Here is a 17,887-nt window from a genome sequence, read left to right as displayed (position 1 = left end):
TGTTTAAGTTTAAATACGACTACAACTTATCCATTTAGTTTTTAAAAAACAAGTAAAGGAATAAATCTTTCTATTGGTAACTGTAAATTTAAGTAAAAAATTTTAGTTAAAAAAATGTTTTGTTAGTTTAAATTAAAATTTAAGTAGTTTTTTCTTGTAAAACAATTTACATTATCGGTATTGAAAAATTTTATATATAAAAAATAAAATCTTTCGGAACGAAAGATTTTTTAACGTAATACTACATTTTTAGGAAGCTTACTTAAGGAAGGAAATTTTCAGAGATGTTCAGAAGATACAATGAAATACAGAAAGAAAGCTGAGATCCAATTTGACTTAAAAGATGAAACTGATCAGGTTGTTTTTAACCTTATAATCCCCGTTGCATGCAGCAATTTGACAATAGGGTAGGTAGGATCGAACTCATACCATTTGACTGCAAAGTTTGCCCTATTGGGGAGTCTATGGTGGTTGTTCTGGAACAATTCTCCCAGCATCAACAGATCTAACAGCAAGCTGTTCTTGGACTTGTCATTATTGTCAAAATTGGCATATCCGTATTTATGGCCGCTCCAATTGACTATGGCACCATGTACAGGTCCCATCATCAAATGTATGGGAAGTAAAAAGTACATCCACCAATGTGTCCCTGCCAGTTCGAAGACAGAGATACTTAATACATATACCAGAATGTAAAATAAAGCCCAACCGACTCTGATTACCATGGAATCAGCAAACAGGTCAAATTTATTCCAATCAGGGACATCTTTGGAAAATCGTTCCTCAGGCTTCAATTTGAAACTGAAATAGTCATTATATATATTTTTGGTTTTCCACATCATTGTAAACAGGTTTTCTGTATGATGAGGGCTGTGGGGATCTTGTGGAGTATCACTATAGGCATGGTGCATCCTGTGAAGAATAGCGTAAGCCCTTGGGGATAAATATGAACTTCCCTGACAAAGCCAGGTGAAGAAATAAAAGAACTTTTCCCAATATTTATTCATAGAGAACATCTGATGGGCAGCATATCTATGCAGGAAGAAACTTTGGCAAAATAGGGAGAAATACCAATGGAGAAGGAAGAAAATTATTAGGATCACTGTTACTTGATTATATTGTTAATTGACAAAGATATATCCTTAATCTTAATTCATTAAACACCTATATTTATTTTAAGTTTGAAATATGAGAAAAATCATGTAAAAGGTAATAATTGTCTGAAAACTTGTGTAACATGTTTTGAAAACTATAGACCTTTAATTTAAATTTGAATAATTTATTCAAACATATCAAGTATGTACGCAATGTTGCCAGTAAAATGGTAAATCAATATAATTCTCGCCAAGAAACTTAAATGTCCAGTACATCTGACTTCCGACATCTGACTTCCAACCTGTTTGAAGTAGAATATTGGGATACTGGTAAAGAAGCGTATTACCATTAAACATATTTATAAATGAGCAAATCCAATGATGCCCTAAATATTATTCTTCAGTTGATACTTGGGGGAATTGCGGTACTGATCGCCCAATATATTTTACCTGGAGTACATGTTTCGGATTTTATCACGGCAGTTGTCATAGCAGCCTTGATAGCCTTATTAAACATTACCATCAAACCTATTTTAATTATTTTGACGATTCCGATTACTGTTCTGACATTGGGCTTGTTTCTTTTGGTTATAAATGCACTATTGATTATGCTTGCGGCCGAAATAGTTCCCGGCTTTGAGATTGATGGATTCTGGTGGGCGCTTATATTCAGCTTTGTTCTGAGCATTATCAATTCTTTGCTTGGAGTTTCTTTGGGAGGGAGCACTAGATGATTTATTGCTCGTTTGCAGGTATGGTTCTGTCATAAATCCTTTTGTATAAACTCTTATTTCCACTTTCATCGACCACGTAATGAACAAACTCTGATTTAGGTACATGGACCAAAATGATCATTATTTCATCCTTATCCCCGAATTCTTTGGCAATATCATGTTCCATAATTTCAAAATCGACAGGTACAGGAGGACTGCAATAATTATTGGCGGACTTTTCAACAATAAAAATCTCTTCATAGGGGTCTATGCCTACCATCACTTTATTATCAGACACCCCGACAACTAATGTACCCCCGTTAGTATTGGCAAAAGCAGTCAAAGTTTTGGCCAATTTCAGCGGATTATTGAGATGAAGTTTAAAGTCCAAAGTCTGTCCCTCAGGTCTCCTGACAAGCTCTTTGATTCTTTCCTCATTTTTTTTTGGCACTAACATTTTTTTTTAACATAAAAGCTTGTATTTTAATTACTTAATTGAGAACTCGGGACAATATTGAAGGTTTGTTCTTTTAAATTAACGTAATGAATCGTATGTTGTCTTTTATTCTATCAACTTTTAATATATGAAATATCAAAATGCAGGCTTCGTTCCGGAAACCATCGAATCCCTGAAGCAAGAATTAAAAGACTCTAACAAAAACCACAAGGTAGTCCAAAGCGAAGAAAACGCTGATGAATTTGTTAATTTCTACTTTATCGGCATGTTTGAAGGTAAAGAGGTCATCTATGATGCAGCACTTTATACCTTGAGGTTACATCATGCTTCAGAAGTATATGAACTTGCAGAACATGAAGCTGCCAAAAAATTCCCAAACTTCAAGGGTATTCATTATGAGGAAGATGAAAACGGGAATTTAAAGCCATTGACCAGTGAGGAGGAGGAAATAGGATGGTTTATTACCGAGATCATTATGGAAATGGAAGAGGAAGAAACGGTCAAAGTTCAGGAATTTGTAGATATTGATACCAATCATGATTTCGGGATTGGATTGGATGCGGCATTGAATGTGGAATATATCAGTGAAAAAACAATATCAAAATTCGTCAAGGAATTTAATGAGGACACTTTGGTTTTGGATGATACTTTATATGCCTTTCAATCTGAAGAAGAGGATGTAGATGAATGAAAAATTTTTGAACAAACCATTTTAATTTTCGCTTGTTTTCTAACAAGCGTTTTTTTTGTGATATGTTGAAAATTGCCTGGTCACCTATTTATTGTCATTCCCTTCCTCAAGGGCACAGATTTCCCATGGAAAAATATAACCTGTTGCCTGAACAATTATTGTATGAGGGCACAGTAAGTGAAGATAATTTTTTTGAACCCTCAGCCATTGATGACAAATGGATCTTAAATACCCATGACCCAAAGTATTATCAAAAATTGACATCACTGTCACTGAGCAAATCGGAAATCAGGAAAACAGGATTTCCACTGAGTCAAGAACTCATCAACAGAGAAATACATATCATGCAGGGTTCCGTGCAGGCAGCATTATTTGCCCTGGAATTTGGGATTGCTATGAATATCGCAGGTGGTACCCATCATGCCTTTTCCAATAGAGGAGAGGGGTTCTGTCTCTTGAACGATATTGCCATCACTTCCAATTACCTTTTGGATCACCAATTTGTAAAAAATATTTTGATGGTTGACCTGGATGTTCATCAGGGAAATGGTACTGCTGAGATTTTCAAAAACAACAATAAAGTATTTACATTCAGTATGCATGGCAAGGCCAATTATCCCATGCACAAAGAAAAATCTGATTTGGATATTGGTTTGCCGGATAAGATCAAAGATCAAGAATACCTTTGTTTATTGGTAGAAAATCTACCAAAGATTATTGATTCTTTTCAGCCTGAGTTTATGATTTACCAAAGCGGTGTGGATGTTTTGGCCTCTGACAAATTGGGCAGATTGGGATTGAGTTTGGGTGGTTGTAAAAAAAGAGATAAGATGGTTTTGAACTTTGCTAAAACAAGCAAAATTCCAATGATGTGCTGTATGGGTGGGGGATATTCAGAAAGACTTTCCCATATCATTGAAGTACATGCAAATACTTTCAGGTTGGCCCAGGACTTATATTTCTAAGTCATTTTTAGATAGGGATAAAAACCATTTTAACTGATTTTAACAATTGGAAATGCAAATAAAATTTGCAAAAAAGATACTTTGTTTATATTTGCGCCAAATAGAAAAACATAGAGACGTGAAAAAATTAGCAAAAGTGTTCGGCTTGTTGGGAATTGCAGCAATTACATTTTCCTCATGCGACAAAACAGGTATTACCGCTGAAGGAGACACCACAGATAACAGCACTTCAGAAGTAAGCATTTCAGATTTGAAAATAGCCTATGTTCTTACAGACAGTGTTATTTCGAGATTTGAATTTTTCAAAGAAAAATCACTTGAAATCACCGAAAAAGGGAAAAAATTTGAAAGTGAGTTGAGCAACAGGGCAAGAGGCTTCGAACAGGAAGTTGCTAATTTTGAACAGACTGCAGGTACCATGACACAGAATCAGGCTAGGGCAAAACAAGAAGATCTGATGAAAAAAGAAAGAAACTTGGTGACCTACAGGGATAATTTAATGCAAGAGCTATCCGGAGACGAATCTAAACTATACAGTGATGTCTATGATCAGGTACAGGAATATATGGCAGTGTTTGCCGAAGAAAATGACCTGGAGCTTATTTTATCACATACAAGAGGAGGTGCCGTATGGTATTCCAAAAAATCACTGGATATTACAGATAAGGTGGTAGCAGGCATAAACAAAAAATATGCTGATTCTAAAACACCGGCAGCAAATTAAAGAATACCTTCATATTATCATGGAGTCCGGTTTTTGACCGGACTTTTTTTATGCCTTATAAATTGGTAGTTTTGCGACTGAAAAATTCAAAAATATACTTATGAAAATCACAGAATTTTTAAAACATAATTTCAGGCATTTTAATGCAGCAGCTTTGATTGATGCCGCTGAAGGTTATAAAACACATCTGGACAACAATGGTAAAATGATGGTCACCCTTGCAGGTGCTATGTCCACAGCAGAATTGGGCATTTCTCTTGCAGAAATGATCCGTCAGGACAAGGTCCATATCATATCATGTACAGGCGCCAACCTGGAAGAAGATGTCTTTAATTTGGTCGCTCATGATTATTATGAAAGAATTCCAAATTATAGGGAATTGTCTCCCGAAGCGGAACAGGATTTGCTTGACCGACACATGAACAGAGTAACCGATACCTGTATTCCGGAAATGGAAGCAATGAGGCGGATTGAAAAAGTTATTTTGGAAGATTGGGTGAAAGCTGACAAGGCCGGTGAACATTATTTTCCGCATGAGTTTTTCTACAAAATCCTTCTCTCCGGTAAGTTGGATAAAAGTTTCCAAATAGATCCAAAAGACTCCTGGCTATTGGAAGCTGCAAAGAAAAACCTTCCGATCATAGTTCCGGGTTGGGAAGATTCCACCTTGGGAAATATGTATGCAGGGCACGTGATTTCAGGAGATGTAAAAGATGTGCACACTGTAAGGAGTGGTATTGAGTACATGATGTTTTTGGCAGAATGGTACACAAAAAATGCCCAGGATAATAGTACTGTCGGCTTCTTCCAAATAGGTGGAGGTATAGCAGGGGATTTCCCGATTTGTGTAGTCCCTATGCTTCATCAGGACCTTCAGAGAGGTGGAGTACCGCTATGGGGTTATTTCTGTCAGATTTCTGATTCAACCACCTCTTATGGTTCATATTCAGGAGCTGTGCCAAACGAAAAAATAACATGGGGCAAACTTGGACTTGATACCCCAAAATTTATTGTAGAATCAGACGCGACGATCGTCGCACCATTGATCTTCGCCATAGTATTAGACCAATAAAATGAGTAAAACTTCATATTCCTTTTTTTCTAAAGCAAGCAGGCTATCCCTGCTTGCTTTTTCCTTTTTCTTCGCCGTGAATGCTCAGGAATTGATTCCCTTGTCAGCTTTGAACTCTCCTTATGATGAGCAAAGCCCTGTACTTTCGCCAACCGACGAATTATTTTTCACTGTTGGTTTCCATCCGGTTAATGTTGGAGGACCTACGGATTATGGAGATATATGGATGAGTAAAAAAGACAATAATGGAGAATGGCAAAAACCCCAACATATTCCAAGTCTGTCCACTTCCGGTAATGATGTGCTTATAGGCTTTTCGGATGCTTTGACGGCCTTGGTGTACCACAGTGGTAATAACGGTAAAAGACAGGGGATACATCAATATTCCCGATTTGGCAATTCCTGGAATTACCTCCGTCCTCTTGAGATGGGAAACTTCAAAAACAATTCCATGCATTTCAGCGGTAGATTAGTGCCCGGGGGCAGTATAATTGTCATGTCCATGAATTCCTTTGGGACTTATGGCAACGAAGACATATATGTCAGTTTCAAACAATCCGAGAATGTATGGACTTCACCCTTGAACCTTGGACCCCAGGTCAATTCATTTGCCCAGGAACAAACACCCTATATTACCAATGATCTGCAGACGATTTATTTTTCATCCAATGTTCATGGAAATAACAGGGGTAAGGATATTTATTTTTCCCAACGAAAATCCCAATCCTGGGAAGATTGGACGCTACCACAAAAGATTGATTTGGCCAATTCTATAGGTTCTGAACTGAGTTATACCATCATCGATCAAAACAATGAAAAGGCGATTTTTACCACCACTCAAAATAGTGAAGGGTTTGGAGATTTTATGGTGGTAAAGTTTGAGGTAAAAGAACCTTTGGCAGATTTGGAAGTCATAGAAAACAAGCCATTCATAGCGGACAGTGAAAGTCCGATCGAGCAAGTTGACGCTATGATGAATTCTTCTGAATCAGAAAACAAACCCATCCAAGAAACAGCCGCCTCTATAAAAGAAGAAGAAGTAAATGAGGATGAAGATGAATCCGATACAGTATCCATTTCTACTGCGGCCAGAAAAAGAGATTTGGTCAGAGTCATCAATAGTCAGACCTCTGAGGAAGTGTTACATCAGATTGAAATTGGAAATGAACGCGGCCTGAAAAAAGTGCTTGAATCCCAAAATGAATTGTGGGAATTATTCGAGGAACCACAATGGAACACTATTACCATCAGTTCAAAAGGTTTTTTGCCAAAAATGATGGATAAATCTGATTGGGAGGAAATAGAAGGTAAAGACTTGTTGTTGCAGCCTGCAATATCGGGAACAGCTATCGTGTTGGATAATATTCAATTCAACAGGGGAACGTCGGATTTTGCAGATTCCAAGTCCATACAGGTTTTGGACAATCTCGTTATTTTTATGAAAGATAATTCTGATATAAAAATCCGCTTGGAAGGCCACACCGATAATGCCGGAGATCCTTCTTTGAACAAAGACCTTTCTATGAAAAGGGCATCCAAAATCAGAGGATACCTCACCATAAATGGTGTTGATTTTGAAAGGGTAAGGATTTCAGGTTGGGGAGGAAGCAGACCCGTTGCCGATAATCAGACCGAAGAGGGAAGGGTTCTGAACAGACGGGTTGAAATGTGGATAGAGAATTGATTGGTATCTAGTTAGATATGAAATTCTAAAATTCTCATTTACAAAAACCTTAATTATCTACCTAAAAACGCATTAACATTACCATAACTTTGGGTTAAAGATTTTGTAATAAAGGTTTTTATAAGTCATTTATAAAATATATTTTTGGATATATATAACACATTTATGCAGGCTTTCTTTTCGCTTTTGCTATTGACCATTTCCTACGGCCTTTTTATTTTATCCGTTTTTCCTCAAAGATATTTCATGAAATTGAGCCACGTCTTTCATCATAAAGAATCTCCTGAACACAGTAAAGTTTCTCTAAGCGCACCGATATTTTTCTCCTTTTTGATCGGATATTCTCTTGCGTCCACGATGTTCTATTTCTTTCTGTTTTAGAAGTACTTAACCATTTTTTTTTATTTATAGGTGAATAACTTTTGGTTTAGCTTTTGATAATTCTTTAAATTAGAAAAATCTTAACTTCTTTTCTGTGAACAATCCCAACATTTTGCCTATCGTAAAGGATTCGCCCTGGTTGAATGACCATGCAGTGGAAATTTTTGAAAGATATGAAAGGTATCGCTCTGTCTTAAATTCCATTGATCATGATTTTGGTAACCTTTTGGAATTTGCCCGTGCCCATGAATATTATGGAATTCATTTTGATTCCTTCAGGAATGGCTGGGTTTATCGGGAATGGGCACCGCAGGCCTATAATCTTTTTTTGATGGGTGATTTTAATAATTGGAACAGGTATAGTCATCCATTAAAAAGAGATCATCGCGGAGACTGGGAATTGTTTTTGCCATATCATGATTACAAAGACGCATTTCTTCACGGAAGCAAAGTGAAAGTTCATGTGGAAGGAAAAAACGGAGCCCTTGATCGTATTCCCGCTTATATCCGAAGGGTTATACAGGATTTGGAAACACATGATTTCACGGGTCAGCTTTGGTTTCCCGAAAAGTCATTTAATTGGACTGACCGTAGATTTGATGCAACGGCTAACCTGGAGCAGCCATTGATTTATGAATGCCATATAGGTATGGCCCAAGAAAAATTGGGTGTGGGTACTTACCTTGAATTTGCGGAAAATATCCTTCCCAGAATCAAGGCGTCAGGTTACAATACCATTCAAATGATGGCCATTATGGAACATCCATATTATGGATCCTTTGGTTATCATGTTTCCAACTTTTTCTGTCCTACTTCAAGATTTGGGACACCTGAAGAACTGAAATATCTTGTTAATAAAGCCCATGAAATGGGAATATCTGTCATCATGGATTTGGTCCATTCACATGCTGTCAAAAATGTTTTTGAAGGACTGAATGAGTTTGACGGTTCAGATCACCAATATTTTCATCCCGAACCCAGAGGATATCACGAGGGTTGGGATTCCAAGCTTTTTGATTATGGAAACAGAGAAGTACAGCACTTTTTACTTTCCAATGTCAGGTATTGGCTGGAGGAATTTCATTTTGATGGTTATAGATGGGATGGGGTGACTTCCATTTTATACCTGCATCATGGCAATATCACTTTTGATAACCTTGAAAAATACTTCAAAGATGGAGTAGATTGGGATGCAGTCATTTACCTGCAATTGGCCAATCAGTTGATCCATGATTTTTCCCAAAGCGCAATGTCCATCGCAGAAGAGGTCAGTGGGATGCCGGGATTGTGCAGGAGTATAAAGGATGGAGGTATCGGATTCAATTTCAGATTGGCCATGGGAATACCTGACTTTTGGATCAAAACCCTCAAACACAAGCCCGATGAGCATTGGGATATGTTTGAAATGTGGCATGAACTGACCAATAGGCCCCAACTCGAAAGAACAATAGCCTATGCTGAATCCCACGACCAGGCTTTGGTTGGGGACAAATCCATCGCTTTTTGGCTAATGGATAAGGAGATGTATTCGAGCATGTCAAAATTGCAAAACAGTCTGGTGGTGGACAGGGGAGTGGCTTTGCATAAAATGATAAGGATGATCACCATCGCTTTGGGAGGTGAGGGATATCTCAACTTCATAGGCAATGAATTTGGCCATCCGGAATGGGTGGATTTTCCAAGGTTAGGGAATGAATGGAGTTATCAATACGCCAGAAGACAATGGTCATTGGTGGATACAGACCATCTAAGATACCATGATCTCTTTGAATGGGACAAAGCCATGATCAAATTGGTGACAGATCACAAAGTTCTGGCTTCGGGACCTGCAGAGCAGCTTCATCTTGATGCGGAGAAAAAAATAATAGCTTTTAAAAGAGCAGGTTTGGTATTTATTTTTAGCTGGAACATCAGTGAATCTATATTTGGGTTTGAATTTAAAGTTCCTGAAAAAGGTAAGTATAAAATCATTTTGAATTCTGATGATAAGAAATTTGGTGGCTTTGGAAGAATAGAGGGTGACCCAATTTACCCTTCTGATAAAGAAGGGAAAATACAGATTTACCTTCCCAATAGAACCTGTTTGATTTTCACCCCATCTTCAATGCCCAAATCAACCCCGCTTCCACACCCCTGATCTCCGCCAATCCCTTCAACCTGCCAATAGCCGTATAGCCCGGATTTACGATGGGCTTGGCAATGTCGTCCAACATCTGATGGCCATGGTCGGGACGCATGGGAATGGATATCTGTCGTTTTTGCTGGACTTTCAGGAGTTCATGGATCACGGCCTCCATGGGCACATCTCCTGTCAGGTGGTTGTCTTCGTAGAAGTTCCCTTCTTCATCTCTTCTGGTTGCTCTGAGGTGGATAAAATGGATATGTTCCCCAAACTCCTTTACCATGGTAGGAAGGTCATTATCTGCCCTTACTCCATAAGAACCTGTACAAAACGTAAAACCATTGTTGGGACTTGGATTGTCTGAAACCAATCTTTTCATGTCCTTGGCAGTACTCATGACCCTGGGCAATCCAAACACATCAAATGGCGGGTCATCAGGGTGAATGGCCATTTTTACCCAATTCTTTTCAGCTATGGGCAGGATTTCATCCAAAAAAACCTGAAGATTGGTTTCCAATTCTTTATGCCCTATACCTCTGTAAGTATCCAATGCAGCCTGAAACTGCTCCATCGTATAGCCTTCCTCAGAACCGGGCAAACCTTTCAGGATATTGTCCTGAACACGCTTTAATTCAGATTTTGGAGCATTTTCAAAAAATGTTTTCGCTTTTTGGATCTCGGATGTACTGTATTCCTTTTCTGCATCTTTTCTTTTAAGTATAAAAAGGTCAAAGGCCACCACTTCTTTTTTTACAAAGCGAAGTGCCTTGGCGCCATTGGGCAGGGGCCAGGCCAATAGTGTCCTTGTCCAATCCAGGATCGGCATAAAATTATAGCATACGATATGAATGCCCTCGGATCCAAGATTTTCGATGGTCTGTTTATAATTACTGATCAGTTCAGCATAATTACCTGACCTTGTTTTGATGTTTTCATGGACAGGTACAGATTCCACTACTGACCAGGTCAGGCCGGCAGCTTCAATGGTATCTTTTCTTTTTTTGATTTCTTCCCGTTTCCATACTTCTCCGTTGGGAATATGGTGCAGTGCAGATACGATGCCTGTGGCACCTGCCTGTCTGATATCTGCCAAACTTACCGGGTCTTTGGGACCATACCAGCGCATGGTCTGTTCCATTTTATAGGCCATTTTTATAATTTAAGATTTTCGATTTTAGATTTTAGATTTAAGATTTCCGAACGAGAACAGGTACATTCCAAATCGATTTGAGAATTATGATTTTGTATTGAATTTACCTGACACCTTCATTGCTTGGACTTATGAAATTCCTTCGAGGTTCCTAGCGTCTTGGTACATTGTACTTAGTACAATGAACTTTTAAACTCCCGAATAAGCTGAAAATCCGCCATCAACCGGGATAATGGTTCCTGTCACGAATCTTGAAGCATCGGAGCAGAGCCACTGTAAAGTACCGAGCAGATCTTTGGGATCGCCAAATCTTGCCATAGGTGTATGGTTAATTATCTGATTTCCCCTTTGGGTCAAACTTCCATCGGTTTCTGTGAGTAAGGTACGGTTCTGTTCCGTAAGGAAAAATCCAGGGGCTATGGCATTAACCCTGAATTCAGGACCATGTTTTTGGTTGAATTCCACTGCAAGCCATTTGGTCAGGTTGTCAATGGCGGCCTTGGCTGAGGAATAGCCGACCACTCTAGTCATAGGCCTACTTGCCGCCATAGAAGATATATTGATAATATTTCCGGAATTATTGGGAAGCATTAATGGAAAGAAATATTGGATCGGGATTAAAGTCCCCTGATAATTGAGGTCCATTACTTTTTTGACAGCATCGGCCGAAAGGTCAGTCAAAGTCTGATCAGGTCTCACAAGAGCTTCCGGTATATTTCCTCCCGCCAGGTTGATCAATATATCAACAGTCTTGTATCTATCCTTGATTTTTTGGGCAACCAACTCAACTTGGATTTCCTTGGTAACATCCGCCAAAAATCCATCAGCTTTTCCTCCTTCTTTTCTTAAATCTTCAATAAGAGCCTCTACTTTGGAGGGGGTCCTACCCAGGATGATTACCTGTGCACCTTCTTTGGCCAGGTGTCGGGCCATGCTTTCGCCCAAGACCCCGGTGGCTCCTGTGATGATGATTTTTTTGTTTTTTACAGAAAATAATTTCATGATTTAATTTTTTTTGAAAGTTCAGATGTTGAAATTAATCCACCATCTGTTCAAAATGAACTAAAATTTGCTATTTATGAGGAAATTGGAAATAATCCTTCGCATTATAGTAGCAGATATCCTGAATGATTTTTCCTATCCATTTTTCATCTTGGGGAAGTTCTCCGTTTTGCATGTCTTTCCCAAACAGATCACACAATATCCTTCTGAAATACTCGTGCCTTGGAAATGAAAGGAAACTCCTGCTATCCGTCAGCATACCTACAAAACAGGAGATCAGTCCCATATTGGAAAGTGTATTCATCTGGGCTTCCATACCGTCTTTTTGGTCCAAAAACCACCACCCTGATCCAAATTGGATTTTCCCTTTGATACTTCCATCATTGAAATTCCCGGTCATGGTAGCCATCACCTCATTATCACCTGGATTCAGGTTATATAGTATTGTTTTGGCCAATTGATCGGTTTTGTCCAATTCATTGAGAAAACCCGATAGGGAAGCGGCCTGCCTGAAATCCCCAATGGAATCAAATCCGGTATCAGCGCCAAGCTTGCTGAACATCCTGCTGTTGTTGTTTCTCAGGGCACCCAAATGAAACTGTTGGGTCCAGCCTTTTGCGTGGTACATTTTGCACAGTTCCTGTAAGGTTTTGAATTTGAAAAAAGAAACTTCCTCATCTGTAGGGATATTGCCATCCATTACACTTTTAAATATTCTATGTGCATCAAGCGAGCTGTTTTTGAAGTAATAAAGATTTTCAAGGCCATGGTCTGAAATCCTGCCTCCCTTTTCGTGGAAAAAACCGATCCTGTTTAGAAGGGCTGATAACAGGTCGTCATAATTTTGAATGCTGATTCCTGAAGCTTCACTCAATTTATTTAGATATATTCTGTAGTCATCAGGCGAATCTATGGTGTAAGACTTGTCCGGTCTAAAGGCCGGGAACATTTGAAAGGATGAGCCTGAATTCCTAAAATCCCGATGATATTCCAAAGAATCAGTTGGATCGTCGGTGGTACAGACAACTTCAACGTTCATTTTGGACAACAGGCTTTGTGTACTGAATTCTGCGGTGTTCAGCTGTTCATTTGTACATTTATAGATCTCCAAGGCATTATTTTGATCCAACACATCATGGATGTCGAAATACCGCTGCAGTTCCAAATGTGTCCAATGGTACAGGGGGTTTCTTAAAGTATAGGGAACCGTGTAGGCCCACTTTTCAAATTTCTCCCAATCATTTGCATTTCCAGTAATATAAGATTCATCAATTCCCAATGTCCGCATGGCCCTCCATTTATAATGATCGCCTTTGAGCCAGATTTCAGTGATATTGTCAAAAATCTTATTGTTGGAAATCTGTTCCGGCGACAAATGGTTGTGATAGTCTATGATAGGTTGGTTTTTGGCATAGCAATGGTACAGCTTTCTTGAAAATTCATTTGAGAGCAAAAAGTCCTCGGAGATATAGGATTGAATATTGCGCTGGGGTAGAATATTCATGGTTATGATGGTTTGATTTGGTGTAATTTAGTAAATCAGAATTAAGAATTATAAAGCAAGTATAACAATCAGTGCAATCGATTTCGTGAATTGTATTAATCCGAATAAATATCAAAGTTTTATACAATTAATTTGATTTTTGGGTAAACTGGTTTAAAATTAGCACCTTGTTGATAAATGGAATAATAGGTATGTCAGAGGTCAATATCAAATATTTAGCGGAGAAACTTGGGCTGGCCACATCAACAGTATCCAGAGCATTGAATGACAGTTATGAAATCAGTCAATCGACCAAGGATAGGGTAGCAGAGTTGGCAAAAGCCTTAAACTATCAACCCAACCCATTTGCCAGAAGCCTCAGACAGCAAAAAAGCAAAACCATTGCAGTGATTATTCCCGAAAGGATCAACAATTATTTTAGTCAGGTCATAGATGGGATTGAAGAAATCACCCAAAAATTCGGTTACCATTTATTGGTTTATAGTACCCATGAAAATGTAGATACAGAAAGAAAGATTATTTCATATCTGCTCAACGGTAGGGTGGATGCCATAGTCATGTCAGTGTCAAGTCAGACAAAAAATATTGATCATTTGGAAACAGTCTATACCAAAGGCGTTCCGATCATATTTTTTGACAGAATTTGTAAAGAAATACCCACAACCAAGTTCATTACCAACGACTATGAAAATGGATATAAAGCAACCAGTCTCTTGATTGAAAAAGGATGTAAAAAAATCTACTTTCTGTTGTTGTCCATGGAGATCTCTATCGGGAAGGAAAGATTAAGGGGATATCTTGACGCCATGAAAGAATCATCACTTCCATTTGATGAAAGTTGGGTAATCCAATGTTCTCAAAAAGAAGAGGAAAACATTAGCCTGATTTCCGGATATCTTTATGGGATTGACAGGCCCGATGGCATTGTGGCTTCCGTAGAAAAACTGGCAATAGCCACCTATTATGCTGCTAAAGAAACCAAATTGCAAATGCCAAAGGACTTTAAAATGGTCAGTTTTTCCAATATGCGGATTGCAGGATTATTGCAACCATCATTGACAACCATTTCCCAGCCGGCTTTGAAGTTGGGTATGGAATGTGCCCAACTTTTAATGAAAAAACTTAATAAGCCCAATCAACCCCCTTTGGAAGATAAAATAATTGTTTTGCCTTCACAGATCAGTTTAAGAGAGTCAACAGGTAAATAAAAAAAAGACCTTTCAAAAAGAGAGGTCTTTTCCATCAATTAGTGGCTTTGGCCATTATCCCGGATTTTGTAGAAAATTAGCTTCACCATTTAAATCTCTATCAATAATTTTATTTCAAACTTTAGGCTCCCAACCTTTTTCATACGCTTTTGACCATAATTCCATTCCTCTTCTGTTGTAGATATGCCCATTGGCAGAATTGCAGTCAAAGTTTTCACCGATGCGATAGGAGATGTTGGCCAAATGACAAAGCAAGGTGCTGACCGCCCCGTCATCAATGGTGGAATTTTGTTTTTCCTTTCCCCTGACCGCAGCAAAGAAATTGCTCACATGTACAGTGGTCATATCACCGCCTCCACCGAGGTTGGTACTTCCTTCTACACTTCCCGACTTGACTTCTTTTATAAATTTACCTCCACGGTCAAATAACCTGTAAAGACTCCTGTTGACAATCACCGAACCTTCAGTGCCATAGATGATGGTGCCACGGTCCATGCCATAGGTATTGTGTCCGTTTCTGCTTTTGCCATCCCATTGTATTGTTTTGTCATCCTCAAATTTGAATGTGGCCAGCATGGTATCATACATGGTCCAGCCGTCATCCACAAAATGGTATTTTTCGGCATCTACAATGACCTGTTTGGGATATTCTACCTGAAGTGCCCATCGCGCCACATCCAGTTCATGGGTTGCATTATTCCCTGTCTCGGCAGTACCGTAATCCCAACCATACCAGTGCCAGTTGTAATCCCAGGTGTTATGGGTATATTTTCTTCTGGGTGCAGGGCCCTGGAAAAGCTCCCAATCCAAACCGGCCGGAGGGGAAGCTTCCTTTTCAACAGGCACTTCCCCCCTTTGGTTGATATAAAAGGCCGTTGCCAAATAAGCCTTGCCAATTACCCCATTGTGAATCTGATTGATGATTTCAATGGTATGGTCGGAGGAGCGTTGTTGGTTTCCCATTTGGATCACCTTTCCATATTTCTTTTTGTATTCCAATAATATTTCTCCCTCCCTAGGTGTATGGCTACAGGGCTTTTCTACATACACATGCTTTCCGTTTTCCACTGCCATCCAGGTTCCGGGTGCATGCCAATGGTCAGGAGTGGCATTGATCAGCACATCGATTTCTTTGTCCTCAATTACCTTGAGAATACTGTTTTCCAATTTTGGTTTGTAATCAATGAATTTGGAGAAATTCGTTGCTGCCTTACCTCTTTGGGATTCCATGACATCACATAGGGTTGCGAGTCTTACATTGTTGTTTGGATCGGCAATTGGCGCATAAAATGCCCCCAATCTTCTGCCAAGTCCGGCAATTGCAACATTCATTCTATCATTGGCTCCTATAATATTTCCATAGCTTTTTGCGGAAAATCCCATCGCTCCCAAGGATGAAAGTCCTACAGTGGCGAAAGTTGATTTCTTTAAAAACTCCCGTCTGTTATTTTTATCATTATTCATTTTGATCAGGCTCTAATTTAATTCTTTGATTTTGATGTTTTTGAAATGGACTTCATTTCCATGGTCCTGAAGTAGGATATGTCCTTCGGAAGCTTCACCGAAATTTTCCCAAATTTTATATTTACTCTGCGCTACCAAATCCCTGTAATCCTGAGAACCTCTTTCAAATTCGAGGACTTTTACTCCATTGAGATAATGCGCTACCTTGTTATCCGGGGAAACAACGACACGGCCTTTGTTCCACTCTCCGGGTCCCTTTACAAATCTTCCTTGTTTCTCAGCCTTGATCAGATCGTAAAGTGAGGCAAGCGTTCTGTTTCCTTCTCTGCCCATTTTGGCATCCGGATGCCTTTCATCATCCAATATTTGATATTCCAGACCAATTGCCGAACCTTTGTTACCTTCACTGAGCGTTACAAAATACTTCACACCACTATTGGCACCTTCTGTCATCTTGAAATCAAAAGCCAGGTCAAAAGCACTGTATTTTTCAACAGTGACAATATCCCCAAAATTGCTCGATTCACCCCCGTCTGCTGCTTCCACCATCAATATGCCTTCTTTGACATGCCAGCCTTTTTCCGGAAAGGTTTCCTTATTAGCTCCCTTCCAGCCATCAGAATTTTCTCCGTTGAACAATAATTTCCAACCATTTTCTTTTTCCAGATCAGTCAGTTCATTCAATCCTGTATTGACCACAAATACATCACCCTGAAATGGGGTAGGAGTGAGGTTCTCTGTTTGTACCCTAACATTTCTGAAATAAGTCTTATTTCCTTCATTTTCTTGATTGCCAATGCTATGTACCTGCAATCCGATAAATCCCCTGGAATCCATGTCATCCACGACATAAGAAACCTCCTGACCGTTGATCCAGGTTTTGATTTCTTTTCCAATGGCTTCAATCCGGTAGGTATTCCATTCCCCCATTTTAAAAGCTTCTTTGGCTTTTGGATTGAGATCCAATGGATACAGCCAGCCACGCCGGGCTTCGTCATAAAGACCGCCTGACCATGCACGGGCAGTAGGATCAGCTTCAATCTGATATCCAAAAACCAATCCCTGTCCATCTTTTTTGGCAGGATCAAACTGACCCCTGACCATGACGCCTGAGTTGCTGGAAAGGTCTTCGATTTTAAGATCGAGTTCAAGGATGAAATCCGTATATTCTTTTTCAGTGATCAAAAAAGTATTCGGTGTATTGGCTTTTGCATAGCCTATTATTTCGGAGTCTTTGACCTCAAATGGTGCGGCCCCTGCGACGGCCTTCCAGCCATCGAGGTTTTCACCATTGAATATATTGTCCCATTCTGAGGATGTATTCTCCAAGTTGGAAGTTTGGCATGAGAGGATGCATATACATCCGACCATCATTAATATTATTGATTTTTTCATATTTTGGGTTGTTTTAACGTTTGTCAAGTTCTTCATTAAGTCCATCAAATTCAAGTAACCTATCCCGCTGTTTACGCAATCGATTTCGAGAGTAAGGGTGCAGCAAAATTTTAATATATGACCTAAAATCCGCAGGATTTTAGTTTGGTTAATTCAGATTTAAATATACACATCGATTTTATTTAAATCCGTCTTCTTTTGGATGTAGTTTGATGCTGAAAACCGTATTTGGGACTAAGTCCCTAATTTTTTGGGGGTATC

Annotated in this window: 15 protein-coding genes; 8 read left to right on the top strand and 7 right to left on the bottom strand. The window is 39.1% G+C overall.

What is annotated here, in order from left to right:
- Positions 1–353 precede the first annotated feature (353 nt).
- Complete coding sequence (locus ACEW8O_RS11505) at positions 354–1,103, bottom strand: acyl-CoA desaturase (RefSeq protein ID WP_373494776.1); 750 nt, start codon at positions 1,101–1,103, stop codon at positions 354–356.
- 356 nt (positions 1,104–1,459) lie between these two features.
- On the opposite strand from ACEW8O_RS11505, the gene ACEW8O_RS11500 reads away from it, so the two are divergent.
- Entirely contained in the window at positions 1,460–1,828 is a 369-nt protein-coding gene (locus ACEW8O_RS11500) for a phage holin family protein (protein ID WP_373494775.1), read from the top strand.
- A 1-nt stretch (position 1,829) separates the two neighbouring features.
- On the opposite strand, the gene ACEW8O_RS11495 is transcribed toward ACEW8O_RS11500, so the two are convergent.
- Complete coding sequence (locus tag ACEW8O_RS11495) at positions 1,830–2,264, bottom strand: helix-turn-helix domain-containing protein (RefSeq protein WP_373494774.1); 435 nt, start codon at positions 2,262–2,264, stop codon at positions 1,830–1,832.
- Between the two features lie 127 nt (positions 2,265–2,391).
- Here ACEW8O_RS11495 and ACEW8O_RS11490 point away from each other — a divergent pair, with 127 nt between their 5' ends.
- The 6 genes from ACEW8O_RS11490 to ACEW8O_RS11465 all read left to right on the top strand — a co-directional run bounded on the left by ACEW8O_RS11490 (position 2,392) and on the right by ACEW8O_RS11465 (position 9,918).
- Positions 2,392–2,955 carry a hypothetical protein gene (locus ACEW8O_RS11490; RefSeq protein ID WP_373494773.1) on the top strand — a complete coding sequence of 188 codons (564 nt, stop codon included), beginning with the start codon at positions 2,392–2,394 and terminating at the stop codon, positions 2,953–2,955.
- 62 nt (positions 2,956–3,017) lie between these two features.
- Positions 3,018–3,920 carry a histone deacetylase gene (locus tag ACEW8O_RS11485; RefSeq protein ID WP_373494772.1) on the top strand — a complete coding sequence of 301 codons (903 nt, stop codon included), beginning with the start codon at positions 3,018–3,020 and terminating at the stop codon, positions 3,918–3,920.
- Positions 3,921–4,038: 118 nt separating this feature from the next.
- On the top strand, positions 4,039–4,644 hold the full coding sequence (locus ACEW8O_RS11480) for an OmpH family outer membrane protein (RefSeq protein WP_373494771.1): 606 nt from the start codon (positions 4,039–4,041) through the stop codon (positions 4,642–4,644).
- A 100-nt stretch (positions 4,645–4,744) separates the two neighbouring features.
- On the top strand, positions 4,745–5,716 hold the full coding sequence (locus ACEW8O_RS11475; RefSeq protein ID WP_373494770.1) for a deoxyhypusine synthase family protein: 972 nt from the start codon (positions 4,745–4,747) through the stop codon (positions 5,714–5,716).
- A 1-nt stretch (position 5,717) separates the two neighbouring features.
- A complete protein-coding gene (locus ACEW8O_RS11470; RefSeq protein ID WP_373494769.1) occupies positions 5,718–7,400 on the top strand; it encodes an OmpA family protein in 1,683 nt (560 codons plus the stop codon).
- A gap of 475 nt (positions 7,401–7,875) precedes the next feature.
- Positions 7,876–9,918 (top strand): alpha-amylase family glycosyl hydrolase, encoded by a 2,043-nt coding sequence (locus tag ACEW8O_RS11465; RefSeq protein ID WP_373494768.1) that lies wholly within the window; start codon positions 7,876–7,878, stop codon positions 9,916–9,918.
- On the opposite strand, the gene uxuA is transcribed toward ACEW8O_RS11465, so the two are convergent.
- The 3 genes from uxuA to uxaC form a co-directional block, all read right to left on the bottom strand.
- Positions 9,872–11,053, bottom strand: a complete 1,182-nt coding sequence (gene uxuA / locus ACEW8O_RS11460; RefSeq protein ID WP_373494767.1) for a mannonate dehydratase — start codon at positions 11,051–11,053, stop codon at positions 9,872–9,874. The two genes, ACEW8O_RS11465 and uxuA, sit on opposite strands and share 47 nt — an antisense overlap.
- Before the next feature lie 189 nt (positions 11,054–11,242).
- Complete coding sequence (locus ACEW8O_RS11455; RefSeq protein ID WP_373494766.1) at positions 11,243–12,055, bottom strand: SDR family oxidoreductase; 813 nt, start codon at positions 12,053–12,055, stop codon at positions 11,243–11,245.
- Positions 12,056–12,125: 70 nt separating this feature from the next.
- On the bottom strand, positions 12,126–13,559 hold the full coding sequence (gene uxaC / locus ACEW8O_RS11450) for a glucuronate isomerase (RefSeq protein WP_373494765.1): 1,434 nt from the start codon (positions 13,557–13,559) through the stop codon (positions 12,126–12,128).
- Positions 13,560–13,750: 191 nt separating this feature from the next.
- Here uxaC and ACEW8O_RS11445 point away from each other — a divergent pair, with 191 nt between their 5' ends.
- Complete coding sequence (locus tag ACEW8O_RS11445; RefSeq protein ID WP_373494764.1) at positions 13,751–14,767, top strand: LacI family DNA-binding transcriptional regulator; 1,017 nt, start codon at positions 13,751–13,753, stop codon at positions 14,765–14,767.
- A 114-nt stretch (positions 14,768–14,881) separates the two neighbouring features.
- Here the strand turns inward: ACEW8O_RS11445 and ACEW8O_RS11440 are convergent, their stop codons facing one another.
- A complete protein-coding gene (locus ACEW8O_RS11440; protein ID WP_373494763.1) occupies positions 14,882–16,231 on the bottom strand; it encodes a Gfo/Idh/MocA family protein in 1,350 nt (449 codons plus the stop codon).
- A gap of 12 nt (positions 16,232–16,243) precedes the next feature.
- Positions 16,244–17,626 (bottom strand): DUF1080 domain-containing protein, encoded by a 1,383-nt coding sequence (locus ACEW8O_RS11435; RefSeq protein WP_373494762.1) that lies wholly within the window; start codon positions 17,624–17,626, stop codon positions 16,244–16,246.
- Positions 17,627–17,887: the final 261 nt, after the last annotated feature.

Origin of the sequence: Aquiflexum sp. (assembly GCF_041749095.1) — a bacterium.
Classification (GTDB): Bacteria; Bacteroidota; Bacteroidia; order Cytophagales; family Cyclobacteriaceae; genus Aquiflexum.
This window is presented reverse-complemented; position numbering and strand designations above follow the sequence as displayed.

Excerpts from the sequence above, each read along its gene's own strand:
- ACEW8O_RS11500 (WP_373494775.1), top strand. The coding sequence starts at position 1,460 with ATGAGCAAATCCAATGATGCCCTAAATATTATTCTTCAGTTGATACTT.
- ACEW8O_RS11495 (WP_373494774.1), bottom strand. The coding sequence starts at position 2,264 with ATGTTAGTGCCAAAAAAAAATGAGGAAAGAATCAAAGAGCTTGTCAGG.
- ACEW8O_RS11490 (WP_373494773.1), top strand. The coding sequence starts at position 2,392 with ATGAAATATCAAAATGCAGGCTTCGTTCCGGAAACCATCGAATCCCTG.
- ACEW8O_RS11485 (WP_373494772.1), top strand. The coding sequence starts at position 3,018 with ATGTTGAAAATTGCCTGGTCACCTATTTATTGTCATTCCCTTCCTCAA.
- ACEW8O_RS11475 (WP_373494770.1), top strand. The coding sequence starts at position 4,745 with ATGAAAATCACAGAATTTTTAAAACATAATTTCAGGCATTTTAATGCA.
- ACEW8O_RS11470 (WP_373494769.1), top strand. The coding sequence starts at position 5,718 with ATGAGTAAAACTTCATATTCCTTTTTTTCTAAAGCAAGCAGGCTATCC.
- uxuA (WP_373494767.1), bottom strand. The coding sequence starts at position 11,053 with ATGGCCTATAAAATGGAACAGACCATGCGCTGGTATGGTCCCAAAGAC.
- ACEW8O_RS11455 (WP_373494766.1), bottom strand. The coding sequence starts at position 12,055 with ATGAAATTATTTTCTGTAAAAAACAAAAAAATCATCATCACAGGAGCC.
- uxaC (WP_373494765.1), bottom strand. The coding sequence starts at position 13,559 with ATGAATATTCTACCCCAGCGCAATATTCAATCCTATATCTCCGAGGAC.
- ACEW8O_RS11445 (WP_373494764.1), top strand. The coding sequence starts at position 13,751 with ATGTCAGAGGTCAATATCAAATATTTAGCGGAGAAACTTGGGCTGGCC.
- ACEW8O_RS11440 (WP_373494763.1), bottom strand. The coding sequence starts at position 16,231 with ATGAATAATGATAAAAATAACAGACGGGAGTTTTTAAAGAAATCAACT.
- ACEW8O_RS11435 (WP_373494762.1), bottom strand. The coding sequence starts at position 17,626 with ATGAAAAAATCAATAATATTAATGATGGTCGGATGTATATGCATCCTC.